This window comes from Pseudoalteromonas sp. SWYJZ19 (assembly GCF_015864375.1).
Lineage (GTDB): Bacteria > Pseudomonadota > Gammaproteobacteria > Enterobacterales > Alteromonadaceae > Pseudoalteromonas > Pseudoalteromonas arctica.
Map to the genome: position 1 here is coordinate 298,667 of NZ_JADYXI010000002.1, position 17,895 is coordinate 316,561.

Below are 17,895 nucleotides of genomic sequence, written 5' to 3' on the forward strand. Positions count from 1 at the left end.
CAATTTAACTGCTGTTTCCCTGTAGCGTGTCATACAGGTGGTATGGTTGAAATTAGTCCAATTCAGCTTTTATTACAACCTTTGTTTACCAAAAATTCACAAGGTGTATTACAAAACGTTCTTTTATTTTGCTTATATTTAATAAATTTAATGGCTTATGATGTGTTTTTATTTTTTATATTTTGAATGAATTTTATTGAAGTATGTTTACCAAAGACGTTTTTTTATATTATTTGTACTATTAAATACACTTTTTAGTGCTTTTTTTAAATTTTATGCCGTACTTTTATACGTATTTAGTTTGTTTTTTAAGTGATGTTAAAATAATGAGATGTTCATTAAAGGTTGGGTATGGCTTATAAATTTGCGAAATAGTAAGGAGTATAAAATCATTAAATTTTATTTTGGTTATTTGTTTTGGTAATACCAATTTTCTATTGTTTTTATATGAATTTTGTATTAGAGCTTACTGATACATATCTATATATGATTATAAATAGAGTGATTTTTACGCAAAAAAAAAGCCCAGCATATTAATGCTGGGCTTTCTTAGATTAAATATATTAGCTTTTTAACTCGCCTGTAGATGATTCTAAATGGGCTCTAATAAACCACTGAAATTGCTCTAGGTCAGCTAGTTGGCTGGTGATCATATCTTCAGACACCGGATCTAATTCAGAAAGAGTCTCAATTGCTTTGCGGTGATCGCCATTAACGCCGTTGTATACTTTATCAAGTGCGGCTAAATGCTCGGTTACTAACCCCTTACCTACTGAGTATTCGCTCCATGTACGACGATCTACAATTGATTTAGGCGTACCAACGGGCACTCCACCAAGAGTCGCAATTCGCTCTGCAATTGTATCTGTCATTTCGCGCACAATGTCTACTTGTGGGTCTATCATTTCGTGTACGCCAATAAAGTTAGGTCCTACTACATTCCAGTGAATATGCTTTAAAGTAAGCTGTAAATCTATCAATGCAACCATGCGGTTATCTAGCGTAGCTATTGTTTTTTGAGCTGATTCGTCACTCATACCTGGCGCGGTAAATTTAGTTGTTTTGTTTGATTCGTTATTGTTACTCATAATTTCTCCTACATTAAGTAATGTGTTGCTCATATAATATGTTGCGTTATGAGCATGACTTAAACTTAATGAAGCAACTGTTATGCCGTAAGTTGATTGTTTTTAAAATCCGTTTAAAAACATGGGGTTATGTTTTTATTTAAGATTTTAGAGGCTGGAGGGGTGATTGAATTTTTGAAAAGCCTGCATACATTTGTAAAATCTGCAGACTTTAATTTAATAACGCTTAAGTGTATTTAAACTTTGGCTATATATTCGTGCGCTTTTAAAACATCGAGCGGCACTATTTCTAATGATTTTTTATTTGTAGCTTCAAGTACCACTGGTGGCGCAACGTTTGCTGCAATAGCATGAAGCCATCTTACTGCACACAAGCACCATTTATCACCGGCTTTTAAACCTTCAAAATCGTAAAGAGGGTTTGGGCTTATTAAGTCGTTACCTTGTGATTTTGAAAATTGTAAAAACTCGTCAGTCATAATTGCACACACACTGTGATTGCCAAGATCTGATTCTGGTACATAACAAAATCCTTCACGTGTGTAGCCACCATTACCGCAACATAGTTTTAAACGTGTGCCAAGTACATTAAATTGATTCGCCATGAAATACCTTAGTTTGTGGTGTTTAATAAATTTACTCTATCAGGAGTAACTCGCTTGAGATAGCTATAAAACTTAAAAGAGGGAAGGGGGTCTACACAAACTTAAGCCCGCAGCAAAATTGCGGGCTTAGTATTATTTATTTAATACGCAGTGCCATACAATCGCTATGGCCGTTTATGATCATGCTTTTATCAACACGTACGCCACCACCAGAGTATTTTCCGGCGGCTGTAAAACTACATATTTGTACAAAGTAGTCATCTACTTTAGGCAGTGCAAATAGTTGTTGGTATATTTGGTCTTGCTCGGCAAAGTGCCCCATTGTTTTTTCTATAACTTGCTGCTGTTCATCAACAAGTTGAATATTAGCACCACAACGTCCTACTATTGGTTTAACTACATAACCGGTTTGTAATAACTCGTCGTTAAGCTCAAACGCGGTATTAAGTAAATATTTATGATTAGGGAATAAACTCCACAGTATTGGTAAAATAGCCTTGTTACTTGGGATCAATGTCCACAGCGGTTCAAATACCATGACATTTTTACGCAGTAATACATCGACTAAGCGTGGCGTTTCACCAATTTTGAATTGTGGTTCAAAGTTATCACCTAATGATTGGTCTGCTTCGCATTCTTCACGAATTTGATCAAGTGCGGTTTCCCACGACCAGGTTTTCCATACGTAACTCAGTTGTGCGCCATCTGCATCTACTATGTTGCCTGATTCATTCCAGCGAAGTGTGCTTAAGCCAATTACTAACTTACACTCAAAGCCCGCGGCTTCAATAGCTTCTTTCATAAATAATGCGTGGTAATGCTCTTCTGGTTCATCATCTTGCAGAATATGAACAAGACCTTTTACTTCACTTTTACGCCATGCTTTTACGAGATCTTTAAATAAATTTTGGCCTGCATCTACACCTGTTTTAACACCAAAGTGTTTTGCCCATTTACCCTGAACTTTGCCGCTCTCCATATAACACGATGCCGAATCGCAATTGTATTCGTAAACTTTTAAACCTGCTGCTGTTAAGGCAAAGTCAAACCGGCTGGTAATTAATTGGTTTAAGCGGTTATCCCACGATTGGCGAATTTTATTAAGCACAACATCGGGTAAATTAAACTTTTTTAATAACTCAGGGTGCTGTAATACATAATCGGTTGCATGCATAAATAAGCCATGCAGCTCATTTGTTGCATGCTCAATGCTTTGCTGCGCCGTTTGAGATATCGCAAAGTAATTATGTTGATCCTCAGCTACTGATGTAAGTTTATGGCCTTGCATCATTTCTACGTAGGCAGCTTCATCGTCATTCGCAATATTTAACCATGACTTGTTTGCTTGGCCTGTATCTACTGCTTTATGGGCTTCTATAATAAATAAATCAGTGTTTAGCTCAGACGTTGGCTCAGCATATTCTGTTTCATCAGTTTGTGTCATCCAGCCTAAAATAGTGGCGTCGCTGTAAGAGCACTCAATCCAATAGTCGCCATCTTTAGTTACTTTTGCTTTTAGTTCACGGCACCAGTTTTGATTTGTTGGCCATATTTGATGTCCTACATTTTGCTCAGCAAGACGTATTTTATCTTTATGCACTTCAACAACGACAGCAACATGGCCTGTTTCTTCAAACTCGCCGCCTTCTTCCCATATAAGTAAGCTACCTACTTGAGGATGATGTTTTGCACCATTTTTAAACGCGTTTAGTGGCAATCTGTTTTGGCTATTTACATCGCGCACTGAACGCAGCTCAAAAATATCGTAAGCCATAGCAATATCATCAAAAATATAGCTATGGTTGAGATACATCCATCGACGTGCAAACTCAACGCATTGCCATTTATAGCCCATGTAAATGCCATCAAGGTAACTACGATAGGCGCTACGATTAGGATAAATGCTTTCGTCAGCCGTATCATAATCAGATGAATACACAGCAACATTACCAGGTGCATAACCTAATAAGGTACCAAAATCACTAGCAGGAGCAGAAGATTTCATAAACAAAGATGTTCAAAATAAAGGTGTGATAATTTGCTGACTATATGAGCGAAACTGCGTTATAGCAAGATATAAAATATGTTTTTACGAAGGGGGATAAGTAAAAAATCACTCATTCATTAAAGAGTGAAAATACGGGAGAGTACTTTTATTAATAGTGTTAGGTTTGGTGCTTTTTACTTGTAACTGGTTGAAATTTATTAATATTTTTGGCGTAATTATTACTGTTTAAATCTCAATTAAAAAATGGAGAAGCTATAGGTAACTTCTCCACTTTTATTATTCATATTTAGTGATTTTTATAATATGTAAAGCAGGTTAACGCGCTGCTAAATCATTTCAGCATCTATATGGCGTATTAGGTTTGATACCCAATTAACATATTGGCGGTGAATTTTTTTGCCGTTGTAGTTTAAGTTAATAGAGTCTTTATAGTTGATTGAGTATTCCGTTTTGTCATACGCAATATCGACAGTTAATTGGTGTGTTCGAATATCCAGTACACCTTTTATTTTACCTTCACTCATAGGCGTACACTTCCAACCAAGCTGAATACATGCCTTTAGAATACCTTTTTCTACGTCAGCTTCACTGTTGGTAATTGTTGATGTTTGTGGAATAGGGTTTTGTTCAAAGTCTCTTACTGCAACAGATGTTGAACAACCAGCAAGTACAGTAAGTGCTGCCGCTGTAAGTAAAATTGAGTACTTTTTCATAATAATCCTTTGTTTTAATTTCATCCAATTGTGTTGTCTCGCCAATATATGCGCGCTTAGGTGAGATTATCGGTAAATTTATAGATGAGTGCCAGCAGTAATTAGAAAATTAAGAGAGTTAACCGAGATTTATCTCGGGTATTAGCTTTATTTATGAACTAGTTAAAGTTTAATTATTTAAGCTATAGACCAAGGGTTAAAGCAAAATTATGTGTTGAAAGATTTACGTGAGCGATGACATGTTTTGAGGGAACGCTCTTTCTTTATGTTTTAAATTACTCCTATAGTCGTACTTTAGTTAATTTTTTGTTAAACTATTGCGCTTGGTATGGATTGAAGTCAGTTAAAAGTTTTTAAAACAGGAAGAACAATGGAAGACATAATAAACAACATTGATATTAATCAATATTTACCCGCTGCAATTACGTGGGCAACCAACATATTACTGGCGATTGCAATTTTACTTGCGGGCTTATGGTTGGCAGGCAAAGTACGCAATTTAATTATTGGCTTATGCCATAAATACACTCATCTTGATGATACGCTTTTTCGCTTTTTAGGCAGCATGGCTCGCTACATCATATTAGCGTTCGTTATTATTGCTGTATTAAATCGCTTTGGTGTACAAACAGCCTCTATTATTGCTTTGCTAGGTGCTGCGGGACTTGCTATAGGCTTGGCGTTACAAGGTGCAATGTCGAACCTTGCAGCAGGCGTTATGCTACTAGTTTTCAGACCTTATAAAGTGAATGACTTTATTGAGGCCGCAGGGCGTTTTGGTAAAGTAACAGAAGTAGATATGTTTACTACTATTTTACAAACGTTCGATAACCAACAGGTTATTATTCCAAATAGTCAAATTTGGGGCGCGCAAATTATAAACCATTCACATCATCCAATTCGTGGTGTGGATATGCATTTTGGTGTTGCTTACGGTGAAGATACAACGGCTGTACGTAAAGTTATAGATGCCGTACTTGCAGCGCACCCACACATACTAAAAGATCCAGCTCCTTTTGTTGAAGTAGAAACTCTTAACAACAGCTCAGTAGACTTTTTAGTAAGACCTTTTTGTAAGGGCGAGCATTACTTCGATATTCTTTACACGGTGCCAGAGTTAATTAAAAAAGCACTGGATGAAAACAACATTGAAATACCTTTCCCACATCGTAAAGTTATTTTAGTTAACGAAAGCAAAGATTAACTAAATTTAAAACGATTTAAACCTAAGGGCACTTTTAAGTGCTCTTTTTTTGTGTGAAAAAGTTACATACCTGTGTAACCTTTTCTTTTATAAACCACTTCAAATACTACATTGTTATCTGTACAGCCCTTTTTTACTAGGTTGGATGGCTGGTCTTTATTTTGCATTTGCATAGTCGCTTTTAGCTTTTAAGCTCATAAAAACTATTGACCCATTAAATCAAACTGTATGAAGGACTAAACATGGCTGAATCATTTAAATACTCAGGTAATAAAGGGCATGGCGGCGAATTGCATCAAAAGGCGTCGGATGAACACCCTACCATGACCACCGCGCAGGGCTGCCCTGTAAGTGACGATCAAAACTCATTACGTGCAGGAAAGCGTGGCCCAGGATTATTAGAAGATCACATAATGCGCGAGAAGATCTTTCACTTTGATCACGAACGCATTCCTGAGCGAGTAGTGCATGCACGAGGTTACGGGGCACATGGGTACTTTGAAAATTACGACACGCTTGAAGATTTAACCTGTGCAGATATTTTTCAGCGAAAAGGTGAAAAAACCCCAGTATTTACTCGTTTCTCTACAGTTGCAGGTAATAAAGGGTCTCCAGATTTAGCACGTGATGTACGTGGTTTTGCGGTAAAATTTTATACCCAAGAAGGAAACTGGGATTTAGTGGGAAACAATATACCGGTTTTCTTTATTCAAGATGCGATGAAGTTTCCAGACTTAGTTCATTCAGCTAAAGCCGAGCCCGACCGAGGTTTTCCGCAAGCGCAAACAGCACATGATAACTTTTGGGATTTTGTGAGCTTATCGCCTGAGTCAATGCACATGGTTATGTGGGCAATGTCTGATAGAGCTATTCCGCGCTCTTTACGCTTTATGGAAGGTTTTGGTGTTCATACCTTTAAATTTATTAATGCCAAAGGTGAAGAGAAATTTGTTAAATTTCATTGGAAACCAAAAGGCGGCATGCAATCTGTAGTATGGAACGAAGCACTTAAGCTAAATGGCGCAGACCCTGATTTTCATCGCAGAGATATGTGGGAATCTATTGGTAATGGCGACTTCCCTGAGTGGGAGCTAGGTGTACAGGTGTTTGATCAGCAATTTGCTGATGAATTTGAATTTGATGTATTCGATGCCACTAAGCTTATACCTGAAGAGCAAGTACCAGTGCAAATTGTTGGCCGTATGGTGCTTGACCGTGTTGTAGACAACTTTTTTGCAGAAACAGAGCAAGTGGCATTTTGTACTCAAAACATTGTACCGGGGCTCGACTTTACACCCGACCCGCTACTGCAAGGTCGTAACTTTTCATACTTAGATACTCAAACTAAGCGTTTAGGTGGTCCTAACTTTACGCATATTCCGGTCAATGCGCCTAAATGTCCAATGCGTCATTTTCAGCAAGATGGCCACATGGCAATGCACAATCCAAAAGGGCGTGTTAATTATGAGCCAAACTCATGGAGCGGCGACGAAAACAACCCGCGCGAATGCCCAGTACATGGCTTTAAAAGCTCAAAGGAACCTGAAGTAAGCGGCGGTGATAAACTGCGTTATCGCTCAGAAACATTCAGCGATCATTACAGTCAAGCCCGTCAATTTTATTTAAGTCAAACAGAGGTAGAGCAGGCGCATATTCAATCTGCGTACGTGTTTGAGCTGTCTAAAGTTGAGCATTTACCAATACGAGAACGTTTGGTATCGCACTTGTTAAATATTGACGAAACCCTCTCAGATAAAGTTGCCGAAGGACTTGGCTTGCAAGAAATGCCAGACCCAGCTGAAGCTGCTATGCCAACACGTAAAGACTTACCTGTATCTGATGCGTTAAGTATTTTGAAAAATGCGCCCAACACCTTCAAAGGCCGTAAATTAGGTATTTTAGTAAGTGATGGCTTTAATGCAGACATCTTTGAATCGGTTACCAATGCACTTAAAAGTGAAGGCGCAAACTCTGAAATTATTGCCCCACAAGTTGGCGGTGCTAAATGCAGTAAAGGTAAGCACTTTAAAGCTGAACAGGTTATTAATGGTGGTCCATCGGTTTTATACGATGCGGTACTTGTACTCACCACTGAAGAGGGTGCCGAAAAACTAGCTGCTATTGCAGAAGCTAAAGACTTTGTAAGTGATGCGTATGCACATATGAAATACATAGGTTTTACAAGTGAGGCTAAGCCATTATTTAAAGCCGCAGGGCTCGATGATAAAGCAGATGATGGCTGGATTGATTTAGCTACCGTATCAGGTGAGGCATTTGTTAAAACGTTACGTAATTTACGTTTTTGGCAACGCTAAGTAGTTATTTATTTTAAATATATTTTGAAGTAAGTTAATTTTCTCTTAAATTTAAAAGCCGCTGTATTGCTACAGCGGCTTTTAATTTAGTGCGAATAAGCTTTAAATTTGTTGATCTATTAAGCTTCTTATTTCACTTAGGGTAGTTTCTTTAATTATTTTGCCATCTTCAAAAACGACTTCTAATAGTCCTTGTGCTTCTTCTTGCTCGGTTACGTCATCAAACAAAGTTAACTCGCCGTTTACGCGTTCAACTTTTAAAAGCCCTTTAGCTGACTTTTTCTTTGAATCAGTTTTTGGGTCTTTAAATATAGCAACACGCTTACCATTTTTTACTATGCTAGTTGCTTTAACTGCTGAGCCGTGAGTATCACGTGTTACATATTGATAGCTATATGAACCCATACCTAAAACCACTTTTGATGCAAAACCTTTGTCCATAAGTCTTTGTAGAATTTGGCGTTGGCGCGTTAAAGTAATTGCATCGCCGTAAATAGCACCAATATGCTCATCAAGTAACTTATAACCTTTAGGTGTTGTTGTGCCACCAAATATGTCCCATAAGCATTCAATAAGCCCTTTAACTTCACATTCCATTAGTTCAATAGTGTTGTTGTCTTCAAACCCAAAATATTGGCCGTTAAAGTAATACGCTTCATAGCCTTTATTAATTACTTCGGCTTCTGCTTCATTTTGAGTTGTAAATAATTCACTGTAATCTGATATAGGAGAAACATTGTACCCGGTTAACATTTTAACCGGATCCCCTGAGTCGGGGCGAATAACTAGCGTGCCATCACGTGCCATTATTTCGCTTTTTAACTGCGGTAAATAATCAGTTACTAGAGTCCAAAAATCCCAAGTATCAGAAACAACACTTAAAATACCTTTAGGTGACTGTTCTTGCATTAAATATTTAAAGAATTCAATTTCGCCTTCCAGTATCCAAGAACACGTAACCGAGTGCTCTGTTGCATCTACTGAGCAACCAACAAGTTCGTTATCTACATTTGCACCGTAATATTTTTCAGCAAATAAAACCGCAGTAATAACATCAGTACCAACAAGTCCCGAAGCTAAGTGACCAAAGCCACTCATTGCCGCAGCATGTTTACCAAACATACCTCTAAAGCTAAAGTCATGACCTTGAAATGGTACAAAATCCATATCTAAGCCAGTTTTAATTGCAAATTCTTTAAATACTTTTAAATAAGCGACAGCCGTTGTAGTGCTTGTCTGAATTGGCCAGTTTTCACAGCTTAATACTGTTTCAATCATATTAGTTAGCCATTGAAAACCCGCTTTTGTATTCACTATAGTAACTGGCGGTACTAAGTAAGGAACTAATGTCCCCTCAGGCAATGCTTTTATTTTTAATGGTAAGTAACCCAAGTCATGTAAATCTTCTAAGTATTCTACATCAACAGTATAGCCAAGCATTGAGCTCATAATACGTTTATGGTTAGCAACAGCCGTTGCTTTGTCTACTTTAAAAAACTCATTCCATTCTTCTTGAAGGTAACTTTTAATAAAGTATTGAAGACCAACAAACGCGACTTTATTGTTATTTTCTATGTTACTTAGTTTGCCACTACGAGAGGTATAATTTGCATATACCTCTGTTACGTCAGGGTGATAAGCGCGGCTATGAAATTCTTTATAAACGTCTTTTTGCATACTTGCAGCTGTAATAGTCATCGTGTTTTCCTTACATCTCAATTATTTGTAAACTAATGTTGTTACTATTTTTAAACTCATTAGCTGGTTTAAACGAATCTGTTGTGTAAATTTTATCAATTAGGCCTTCAAAAACATCAAGCCCTTTTGAAAAAATGCCATGAGTTATAAAAAGAGAAATTTCAACAGCGCCATTACTTTTTAGTACCTTGGCAAGTTCGATAAAGGTTCTGCCGCCGTCACAAATATCATCAGCAATAAGTACGCTTTTACCTTTAACATCGCCAATAATTTCTGTTTTTACTATTTCGCCTGTTTTTAAGTTTCTTACTTTTTGAGCTTGAATAACTTCAGGTACACCATTGAATTTTTCTGAAATTTTAATGGTTTTTTTACTCGCCCCAGCATCTGGAGAAATAAGAGTTAGTTCGCCTTTTGCTAAGCGTTGGCTTAGCTCTTCGCAGCGTGCAAGTAACGAAATTTGTTCAATATTGGTTACTCTATTAATTAAAGCAGGGGATACATCGCTATGCGCATCCCAAATAGTCACTTTTGAAAAGTTTAAGCCATTAATAAAATTTGCCATAACAGCTGCGCCTAACGCTTCTCCTTCAACACATACTCGGTCTTGGCGTGCATAAGGAAAATAAGGAATAACAAGTTCGATAGGTGCACTTTCATTTGTTAATCTTTTTAAGGCATCGACAGCAATCATTAATCTAACCATTTTAGATGAGTTGGTTAGTCGTTCAAAAATCTCTATTTTTATAGAGTCTGAAAAATTAGCGGCGTTAAACCTGACATGCTCTTCACCACCAGAAAAAGTGAAATTCTCATAATCAACTAACGATTTACTTCCTGTTGAGTCATAGCTAAATACTTTCATTTTTTGTCCTTTTAATGTTTGTGTCCTAGCGACACAATTAAATTATCAAATGTACCTATAGTAATCAAGCTATTTTTTAAACTAACCCACTGAACTTATTAATTGTCTGTAATTTTACAGTAGCTTGAAATTGAGATGTGTTTAATTTACTGTGTCACTAAGACCTTAACTTAATATGAGTACGCTGTGACTAACCATTACGATATCACCGAATACAAAAATCCATTATTTACAGTTGATAGTGTGTTGTTTACCGTTAAAAACGGTACTCTAAAAGTGCTCATGGTTAAGCGTGCGAGTGAACCTTTTACTGGTCGGTGGGGACTTCCTGGTGGGTTTGTTGATATAGATATTGACGATAGCGTGAGTATGACGGCGCTTAGAAAGCTTAAAGAAAAAACCAGTGTGGCGCCTCAATATTTAGAGCAGCTACAAACATACTCAGGCATTAATCGTGATCCGAGAGGGTTTAGTGTCACGTTAGTTTATTTTGCTTTAATTGCAGAGGCACAGGTATCAACCCACATAGAAACAGTTGATGATGCAAAGTGGATTGATGTTGAACAAGTTAGTGATTTACCTGTGGCTTTTGATCATAAGCATATTATTGAGCAAGCTAAAGCGCGCTTAAAACAAAAAGCGTTGTACTCAATGGCGCCGGTTTATTGTTTGCCAGAGCATTTTACCGTAGGGCAATTTAAGTCAGTCATTGAGACCATTATAGGCAAGCCTGTTCAGCGTAAAAGTATAATAAGGCGCATTGAAGCTGCTGATATGTTTGAAACACTAGATGAAAAAGTTAAATCGGGCGGACGCTTAGCGCAGTTATACAAAGTAAAAGCCGGCGTTGATATTGTAAACTTTGAACGAAACTTAAGTGTTTAATAAATTAAATAAACGCTCTTAAAGTAACTGTAAGAGCACTTTGTTACTTAAGGTAAGTGCTTAAGCTAATGGAGTTATTCTGAGCAACCAGCTGTAATAAACCCAGCTAGAAAATCACTTAACGTTTTGGCTTCGTAAGTGGCGCTTTGTTCGTCAGCCCCAAATGATATTACTTGCCCAGCGGTCCCTTGGCTGTTTGGTGCAAAATCCAGTGCTATAAAATTTCCACCTCCCAAATTAAAAAATGGCACCCAATAAGGAGTAACGTACATGGGTACGGTTTTTATATTACTTTCATTATCTGTGTCGAATAACTCTTCTTGAGTCCATTCATTATAAATAGACTGCCAGTCGCGCCATTCTTTTAAAATGCGTTGAGCATCCATAAATGCTGTATTTTCAACACCATTATGTAGTGTTAAAAATGATTTTAGTATAGCTGGGAATGCAAAGCCGGCTTCGTTTTCAAATTCAGCATAAATAGCACCGTTGTTTTTGGGCTCAATAACATTGAGGTTATTTTATTTTACCAACGCTTTAAAATATTGTTCAATTAATTCAAAGTTATCAGATGCATCGAGCTGTATAAAAGGCGTTACAAAGTCAGCTTTTTCTTTAGTTAACTTTTCAGCAATAAAGCTATTTGGAACTTGGCTACAAATAAACTCCCCCATACCTTTATGAGTAAGCTCTTTTTCGTTGTTAAAAAGGGAGCGACTTGAACTGCTATTACTTGTAAACGTATATACTTTAGGTGTCGATGCGTTTTTATTAATCGAGCTAAACCACTGATTAAATAGAGGTGTTTCTTCTACTTCCATGGTTAAAATTTCTTTGCTCTGTAAAAAAGCAATACCATACACTTTTTTAGGCGTTGTATCTGGGGTAATAATAAGCAACTTCAACATATTCTTTGCTGTTAAATCATATACCTTTTTGAAAATAGCTCTGCTAAAAATACCCTTAGCATTAAAGCTATCTAGTTTTTCAAACTCAGGCAGTGTATTTATTTTGATTAAATCAAAGTAAAAATTATCCCACTTATTTTCTTTCAAATTATCAGTGTAAGCTATGATATTTTTCATTTTATAAAATCCATTTTAAAGGTTATATATTCACCGCTACATAATATATCTTTTATTATGAAACGGAGGTAGTGAAGCATAGTGATTGGAGGTAAAGACATTTATCTGAAAAGCCCGCATATTTTAACATTGTATTTAGGCTTTATTTAGTCTTAGGCTTTAAATAGATATGTATTCTTTCAAATGTTAATGATTGTCTAATTGTTAAGCGGTTAATCATGCTTACGTCATAAAATGCTTGCTGGTAAACTTATTGTTAGTATAATGCTTGGCATAGAGACGAGGGATACAAATAAACCTTAGCTCTAAAGTGGTTTTTCTTTATCTTCTTGTATTTAGAAGGTTAAAGAAAAATTATGCCAGCGTGATGAAATTGGTAGACATGGGGGATTCAAAATCCCCTTCCGAAAGGAGTGCCGGTTCGAGTCCGGCCGCTGGTACCACTTTTTATAACCCTAACCAAATTGGTTAGGGTTTTTTTATGTCTGAAATTTGAGGTGACGGACTCGAGCGGCACTCAAATGCGCTGCTATAAGTTAAAGTCCGGCCGCTGGTACCACTTTTTATAACCCCAACCAAATTGGTTGGGGTTTTTTTATGTCTGAAATTTGTGGTGACGGACTCGAGCGGCACTCAAGTGTGCTGCTATAAGTTAAAGTCCGGCCGCTGGTACCACTTTTTATAACCCTAACCAAATTGGTTAAGGTTTTTTTATGCCTAAGATTAATGGTCATAGTTATATTTTTAGGTATCAAGCTACTAAATTTAGAAGTCGCCCAAGTGTTGGGTAGTAAATATGAAGCAAAGGAAGAGTAATGAAAAAAGTAATTGGTTTGTTGGTTGGTGCAATGGCTTTATCTGGTTGTACTCACCGTATTGGCGATTTTACAGTTGCCTCTACAAAAAATATGAATCATACAAACAGCAATCACAAAGTTGATTATGACACACGCGTGATTGGTAAGGATGTTAAACATACTGTTTTAATTTTCCCAACGGGAAGATCTAACATGAAAGAGGCCATGGATAATGCTATCGAGCAAACGCCTTCGGCGGTGGGTATTTCAAACGTTACCGTTAAAGTTGTTCAGTGGTATATCCCATTAATTTATGGACAGTCTTACTTTGAAGTTGAAGGCAATCCAATTTATGAAGTTGATAATACGAAAACTAAGTAGTATTTAGTTTTAAATAGCTGCCAACGGTAGCTATTTAACTATCAATTTCTAACATACATTTGATTAAGGTATGATAGTAATTAATAGACTACTCTGAAATAAATAATAATCATGACTCAATTAAGTGCCAAACAGAACATTCAATCGATTGTTAAAGCAATTAAGGCAGAGGAAGCATCACTTCGTCAAAAGCACCCGTTACTTGCACATCAAAATACCTTAGGGTTAATTATTTTATTGCTATCGCTTAGCGCACTAATTGGTGTTGGTGTTTTATATTATTTAGCCATCATACCTGCTTGGGTATGCATAGTACTTGCGGCTATTGCTGCATCTATTTCCCATGAGTTAGAACACGACCTTATACATAAACAATACTTTAGTAACCAGCCATTTATGCATAATTTTATGATGCTAACAGTATGGTTAATGCGGCCAAATACTATTAGCCCATGGTACCGACGTAAAATGCATTTACACCATCATAAAACCTCAGGCACGCAACAAGACCTAGAAGAACGCTTGGTGGGAAACGGTATTAAAAATCCATTTTTACGTGCGCTAGTTATTGTAGATGGGTTATTAGGGTTAGTTATTTCTACTAAACGTTTTAGAAAAGAAATTAATGGCTTTAGTTTTTCGAGTGTTTTTAATGCGGGGTTTCCGATAGCGACTGCGTATTTCGCTATTTTATATAGCGTTATTTTATTTCATATTGTTGATTTATTTATACCACTTTCGCTAAATTCGCCTAACTGGGTACTAAGTATAATGAACGTGTTTGAATTTTTAATGGTCGTGCTCATTGTGCCTAATATTATTCGCTCAAGCTCGCTTAATTTTGTTACCTCAAGCATGCATTACTATGGCGGCGTTAATAATATGCTTGAACAAACACACGTACTAACGAGTCGTTTATTTATGCCGTTTCACTTGTTTTGTTTTAACTTTGGTAAAACGCATACCATCCATCATTTTGTGCCAAATCAGCCGTTTTATTTACGCCAAATGCTAAGTGAAAAAATACTTAAAGTAATGGCGCAACACAACGTGCGCTTTAACGATTTTGACAGCATTAAAAATGCTAATGCATTTAAATAATTACTCCCAACATAAGGGGAGGTTCTACATTGCTATTCTTATTTTATGATCTAAACACATATAAAAAATAATTTAGACGCACCACGTTACGCTATTAACTTAACGTGGTATTGCTGTTTTATTTAAAACATCGGATCATGTTTGTAGCACTTGCTCAACTTTGAAAAAATCACTCTAAAGAATTAAACATCTAGCCGAGCATACAAATGAACCGGTGAGCAATTTTTTATATTTTAAAAATAATGAATCGATACTGCCGGTCTTATATCTCGATTCAATCTTCATAAGCATTAAGGATTTAAATAATGGAAATTACTGGAAGCTGTTACTGTGGTGAAATTAAATACCAAGCAAAGTCTCAAAATAATAATGCACTTGTTTGCCATTGTAGCGATTGCCAACGTATGTCGAGCGGCCCATTTAGAGCCGTTATAATTGCAGAGCCAAATTCGGTAGTATTTACCCAAGGTGAGCCAAAAGAGTTTGTTAAAACAGCGCAAAGTGGTAACAAGCGTGCGCAAGGTTTTTGCGGCACATGTGGTACAACACTTTATGCAACTAACGAAGCTAAAGCTGACCGTGTATATGGTTTGCGTATTGGTGCGGTTGATCAGCGTGATCAGTTTACGCCAACAGCACAAATTTGGGCTAAATCAACATTGAGCTGGTTGAGCGGCTTACACGAAGTACCTGCGTTTGATACAACCCCACAAAACTAGTTAGTTGGAGTTATTAGTAATACTGATCAAAAATCACTTTTTTAGTAAGCGGTTTGAAATTTATTTTACCAAATGACTGTCTACTTATAAGTCAGTCATTTGGAGAATAACATGTGTAGTTCACCTAAAAGCAGCCGAGCAGTTAAAAAAACAGCCATTAGTTTTAATGATGAGCTTACTCAAGAGCAGCGCTTGCGTTTTGCTGCAAAGGCTAATTTAGCGCAAGAGCGCCGTGAACAGCGTGAAGCAACTAATAAACGCTACGAGCAAAAGCATACTAGCGGTAAGCCTGCATCTGGTTTTTTTTCGTGGTTACAACAGCTAGTTAACTGATTTAGCTAACGTGGTGTTTTTACCACTACCTAAGCCACATAGCGCGCATAATACGCCTGCAATAGCGCACAGCCATAATGGCGCAGCCCAACTTCCTGTAGTCGTGTGTAATGCACCAGCTAGCATAGGACCAATAGCCGCGAGTAAATAACCTACGCTTTGCGACATACCTGAAAGCGACGCTGCTTGTTGCGAATCATCGGTTCGTAAACTAATAAACGACAACCCCAATATAAAACATGCTCCAGAGCAAAAACCCAGCATTAAGGTCCACACAAAGGCATAGTTAGGCATGTAAAGCAGCCCCAATGCACTAAATGCACTGAGCATAGCTAAAATAAAGCTAAGCGCGCTTTGATCTTTTAATTTGGCAAGTAACGGAATTAATATTAAACCAGGCAATGCAGTCGCAATTTGAAAAGCCCCATGATAAGCACCCGCTTGCGTAGCACTTTGGCCTGCTTCGGTTAATATGCTGGGCAACCACGTAATAATTATATAATTTAAAAAAGAGTTTAAACCCAGTAACAAGGTAATTTGCCATGCTAGTAAATAGCGCCATACACTTTTTGACGTGTCAGTGTGTTGAGCAATACTCGCGGGTTTTGTGTGCTTACTTAATTGCGAGATCCATACAATAATACTCGCCAGAGTAATAAGAGCTGATGAGCCCAGCGCAAGTTGCCATCCTAATCCGTTTAACTGACTAAGCGGAAATACCAAAGTGGAAAACCCACCCGATACCACGCCCATAGTAAGCACGTAGGCTGAGGTCATTAACGCAACCTTTGCAGGAAAGTCGCGCTTAATTAAACTTGGTAATAATACGTTTGCGATGGCAATACCTACACCAATAATAGCGGTGCCTACAAAAAGCATGGCTGAGGTATTTATTACCCGCGCTGCAACCCCTGCAAGTATAAATAACAAAGCCACAAACAAGGTGCGCTCTAGCCCCTGCTTTTTAGCAAGAGTTGCGGCCATTGGCGATACAACCGCAAAGGCAATGAGTGGCAATGTTGTTAAAAACCCAGCTTGCGATGCGCTAAGCCCAAAGTGATTAATAATTTGTTCAAGCACAGGTGCAATACCTGTAAATGTGGCGCGTAAATTTGCGGCAATAAGTAATATGCCAAGCACAAGTAATATGCCAGCAAAGCGTGATTTAGGTGTGTTATTTAACAAAAGGGAAGACCATTAAAGCTAATACTTAATGGGCGCTAGTATAAAGGCTTAGCAAAAACTATAATTTAGAGATAATGACATTAAATAACTAAAAACAGACAAAACTATGTTTGATGCAATTGGCTGGGACGACATTAAAAATTTTGAAACTATGGCGCAGCCCATAATAGCCAAAATAGAGCACGCCCATGCAAGTCACGAAATACCACTACATACCCATCCTAAAGGGCAGTTAATTTTAGCGCTACATGGTTATGTAACGTGTGAAGTGTCAGCCAAAATGTGGATGGTGCCTACGCACAGTGCAATTTGGATCCCAGGACAAAAGGTGCATAGTAATAGGGCGTCTGATAACGCAAAGCTTTGTCATTTATTTATAGATAGTAGTAAAAACGGTATGCCGCTAAATACCTGTACGTTAGCCATTACGCCACTGGTTAAAGAGCTAATGTGTGAGTTGGCTGGGCATAATCAGCACTATACTTTAAATAGTAAAACATCGCGTTTAGCGCAGGTGTTGTTTGATCAACTTATTGAAATGCCCGTACAGCCACTCGATTTTGTATTATCTAAAAACGAGGTAATTCAAACTATGAGCGATCAGCTTATAAACAAGCCAAACAATCGAAAAACACTACCACAATGGGCTAAGCAGTTTGCATTAACTGAGCGCACATTAGCGCGGTTAATTAAAAAAGAAACCGGTATGACATTTGGAAAGTGGCGTACGCAATTACATATAATTACAGCCCTAAAAGCGCTTTCTGATAAGCAAAGTGTGCAGCAGGTGTCGGAGTTACTAGGGTATGAGTCGGTGAGTGCATTTATTACTATGTTTAAAAAAGTGATGAAAAAGTCGCCCATGAAATACATGAGCGACTTAAATCAATTAAATTAGCTTAGCCTTTAAATC

At 37.4% G+C, this 17,895-nt stretch carries 17 protein-coding genes and 1 tRNA gene; 9 read left to right on the plus strand and 9 right to left on the minus strand.

Translation table 11 applies throughout. The features are described from left to right. Positions 1 to 563: 563 nt before the first annotated feature. From dps to I6F45_RS03275, 4 genes are all read right to left on the minus strand, one after another. Complete coding sequence (gene dps / locus I6F45_RS03260) at positions 564 to 1,088, minus strand: DNA starvation/stationary phase protection protein Dps (protein WP_166378003.1); 525 nt, start codon at positions 1,086 to 1,088, stop codon at positions 564 to 566. A 236-nt stretch (positions 1,089 to 1,324) separates the two neighbouring features. Continuing rightward, a complete protein-coding gene (locus I6F45_RS03265; RefSeq protein ID WP_197159617.1) occupies positions 1,325 to 1,693 on the minus strand; it encodes a DUF2237 family protein in 369 nt (122 codons plus the stop codon). 136 nt (positions 1,694 to 1,829) lie between these two features. Further along, complete coding sequence (gss, locus tag I6F45_RS03270; RefSeq protein ID WP_197159618.1) at positions 1,830 to 3,698, minus strand: bifunctional glutathionylspermidine amidase/synthase; 1,869 nt, start codon at positions 3,696 to 3,698, stop codon at positions 1,830 to 1,832. Between the two features lie 329 nt (positions 3,699 to 4,027). Beyond that, positions 4,028 to 4,414 carry a hypothetical protein gene (locus tag I6F45_RS03275; RefSeq protein ID WP_197159619.1) on the minus strand — a complete coding sequence of 129 codons (387 nt, stop codon included), beginning with the start codon at positions 4,412 to 4,414 and terminating at the stop codon, positions 4,028 to 4,030. 370 nt (positions 4,415 to 4,784) lie between these two features. Between I6F45_RS03275 and I6F45_RS03280 the strand changes: the two genes are divergently transcribed. After that, a complete protein-coding gene (locus I6F45_RS03280) occupies positions 4,785 to 5,618 on the plus strand; it encodes a mechanosensitive ion channel family protein (protein WP_010553100.1) in 834 nt (277 codons plus the stop codon). A gap of 242 nt (positions 5,619 to 5,860) precedes the next feature. Further along, positions 5,861 to 7,933 (plus strand): catalase, encoded by a 2,073-nt coding sequence (locus tag I6F45_RS03285; protein WP_197159620.1) that lies wholly within the window; start codon positions 5,861 to 5,863, stop codon positions 7,931 to 7,933. A gap of 102 nt (positions 7,934 to 8,035) precedes the next feature. On the opposite strand, the gene I6F45_RS03290 is transcribed toward I6F45_RS03285, so the two are convergent. Beyond that, positions 8,036 to 9,631 carry a nicotinate phosphoribosyltransferase gene (locus tag I6F45_RS03290; protein ID WP_197159621.1) on the minus strand — a complete coding sequence of 532 codons (1,596 nt, stop codon included), beginning with the start codon at positions 9,629 to 9,631 and terminating at the stop codon, positions 8,036 to 8,038. Between the two features lie 10 nt (positions 9,632 to 9,641). Continuing rightward, positions 9,642 to 10,496 carry a ribose-phosphate diphosphokinase gene (gene prs, locus I6F45_RS03295; RefSeq protein ID WP_007581476.1) on the minus strand — a complete coding sequence of 285 codons (855 nt, stop codon included), beginning with the start codon at positions 10,494 to 10,496 and terminating at the stop codon, positions 9,642 to 9,644. 186 nt (positions 10,497 to 10,682) lie between these two features. On the opposite strand from prs, the gene I6F45_RS03300 reads away from it, so the two are divergent. Next, complete coding sequence (locus I6F45_RS03300) at positions 10,683 to 11,381, plus strand: NUDIX hydrolase (protein WP_007581478.1); 699 nt, start codon at positions 10,683 to 10,685, stop codon at positions 11,379 to 11,381. 74 nt (positions 11,382 to 11,455) lie between these two features. Here the strand turns inward: I6F45_RS03300 and I6F45_RS03305 are convergent, their stop codons facing one another. Next, positions 11,456 to 11,887, minus strand: a complete 432-nt coding sequence (locus I6F45_RS03305; RefSeq protein ID WP_197159698.1) for an SMI1/KNR4 family protein — start codon at positions 11,885 to 11,887, stop codon at positions 11,456 to 11,458. A 15-nt stretch (positions 11,888 to 11,902) separates the two neighbouring features. Continuing rightward, positions 11,903 to 12,466: a hypothetical protein gene (locus tag I6F45_RS03310; protein WP_197159622.1), complete on the minus strand. Its 564-nt coding sequence runs from the start codon at positions 12,464 to 12,466 to the stop codon at positions 11,903 to 11,905. A gap of 358 nt (positions 12,467 to 12,824) precedes the next feature. Here I6F45_RS03310 and I6F45_RS03315 point away from each other — a divergent pair. From I6F45_RS03315 to I6F45_RS03335, 5 genes are all read left to right on the plus strand, one after another. Further along, positions 12,825 to 12,909: transfer RNA gene (locus I6F45_RS03315), tRNA-Leu, on the plus strand. 372 nt (positions 12,910 to 13,281) lie between these two features. Continuing rightward, complete coding sequence (locus I6F45_RS03320) at positions 13,282 to 13,644, plus strand: hypothetical protein (protein WP_197159623.1); 363 nt, start codon at positions 13,282 to 13,284, stop codon at positions 13,642 to 13,644. Positions 13,645 to 13,755: 111 nt separating this feature from the next. Next, entirely contained in the window at positions 13,756 to 14,745 is a 990-nt protein-coding gene (locus I6F45_RS03325) for a fatty acid desaturase (RefSeq protein WP_197159624.1), read from the plus strand. Between the two features lie 305 nt (positions 14,746 to 15,050). Next, the gene (locus tag I6F45_RS03330) at positions 15,051 to 15,464 is read left to right on the plus strand and encodes a GFA family protein (protein WP_007377055.1); all 414 of its coding nucleotides are present in this window, start codon (positions 15,051 to 15,053) and stop codon (positions 15,462 to 15,464) included. A 111-nt stretch (positions 15,465 to 15,575) separates the two neighbouring features. After that, the gene (locus I6F45_RS03335) at positions 15,576 to 15,797 is read left to right on the plus strand and encodes a hypothetical protein (protein ID WP_165727638.1); all 222 of its coding nucleotides are present in this window, start codon (positions 15,576 to 15,578) and stop codon (positions 15,795 to 15,797) included. Here the strand turns inward: I6F45_RS03335 and I6F45_RS03340 are convergent. Then, on the minus strand, positions 15,786 to 16,982 hold the full coding sequence (locus I6F45_RS03340; protein WP_165740952.1) for an MFS transporter: 1,197 nt from the start codon (positions 16,980 to 16,982) through the stop codon (positions 15,786 to 15,788). The genes I6F45_RS03335 and I6F45_RS03340 overlap by 12 nt on opposite strands. 106 nt (positions 16,983 to 17,088) lie before the next feature. On the opposite strand from I6F45_RS03340, the gene I6F45_RS03345 reads away from it, so the two are divergent. Beyond that, the gene (locus I6F45_RS03345; RefSeq protein ID WP_197139886.1) at positions 17,089 to 17,880 is read left to right on the plus strand and encodes an AraC family transcriptional regulator; all 792 of its coding nucleotides are present in this window, start codon (positions 17,089 to 17,091) and stop codon (positions 17,878 to 17,880) included. The last annotated feature ends 15 nt before the right edge of the window (positions 17,881 to 17,895 follow it).

Bases quoted from the DNA above. Each gene is read 5' to 3' on its own strand.
- dps (WP_166378003.1), bottom strand. From the start codon at position 1,088: ATGAGTAACAATAACGAATCAAACAAAACAACTAAATTTACCGCGCCA.
- I6F45_RS03265 (WP_197159617.1), bottom strand. From the start codon at position 1,693: ATGGCGAATCAATTTAATGTACTTGGCACACGTTTAAAACTATGTTGC.
- gss (WP_197159618.1), bottom strand. From the start codon at position 3,698: ATGAAATCTTCTGCTCCTGCTAGTGATTTTGGTACCTTATTAGGTTAT.
- I6F45_RS03275 (WP_197159619.1), bottom strand. From the start codon at position 4,414: ATGAAAAAGTACTCAATTTTACTTACAGCGGCAGCACTTACTGTACTT.
- I6F45_RS03280 (WP_010553100.1), top strand. From the start codon at position 4,785: ATGGAAGACATAATAAACAACATTGATATTAATCAATATTTACCCGCT.
- I6F45_RS03285 (WP_197159620.1), top strand. From the start codon at position 5,861: ATGGCTGAATCATTTAAATACTCAGGTAATAAAGGGCATGGCGGCGAA.
- I6F45_RS03290 (WP_197159621.1), bottom strand. From the start codon at position 9,631: ATGACTATTACAGCTGCAAGTATGCAAAAAGACGTTTATAAAGAATTT.
- prs (WP_007581476.1), bottom strand. From the start codon at position 10,496: ATGAAAGTATTTAGCTATGACTCAACAGGAAGTAAATCGTTAGTTGAT.
- I6F45_RS03310 (WP_197159622.1), bottom strand. From the start codon at position 12,466: ATGAAAAATATCATAGCTTACACTGATAATTTGAAAGAAAATAAGTGG.
- I6F45_RS03320 (WP_197159623.1), top strand. From the start codon at position 13,282: ATGAAAAAAGTAATTGGTTTGTTGGTTGGTGCAATGGCTTTATCTGGT.
- I6F45_RS03325 (WP_197159624.1), top strand. From the start codon at position 13,756: ATGACTCAATTAAGTGCCAAACAGAACATTCAATCGATTGTTAAAGCA.
- I6F45_RS03330 (WP_007377055.1), top strand. From the start codon at position 15,051: ATGGAAATTACTGGAAGCTGTTACTGTGGTGAAATTAAATACCAAGCA.
- I6F45_RS03335 (WP_165727638.1), top strand. From the start codon at position 15,576: ATGTGTAGTTCACCTAAAAGCAGCCGAGCAGTTAAAAAAACAGCCATT.
- I6F45_RS03345 (WP_197139886.1), top strand. From the start codon at position 17,089: ATGTTTGATGCAATTGGCTGGGACGACATTAAAAATTTTGAAACTATG.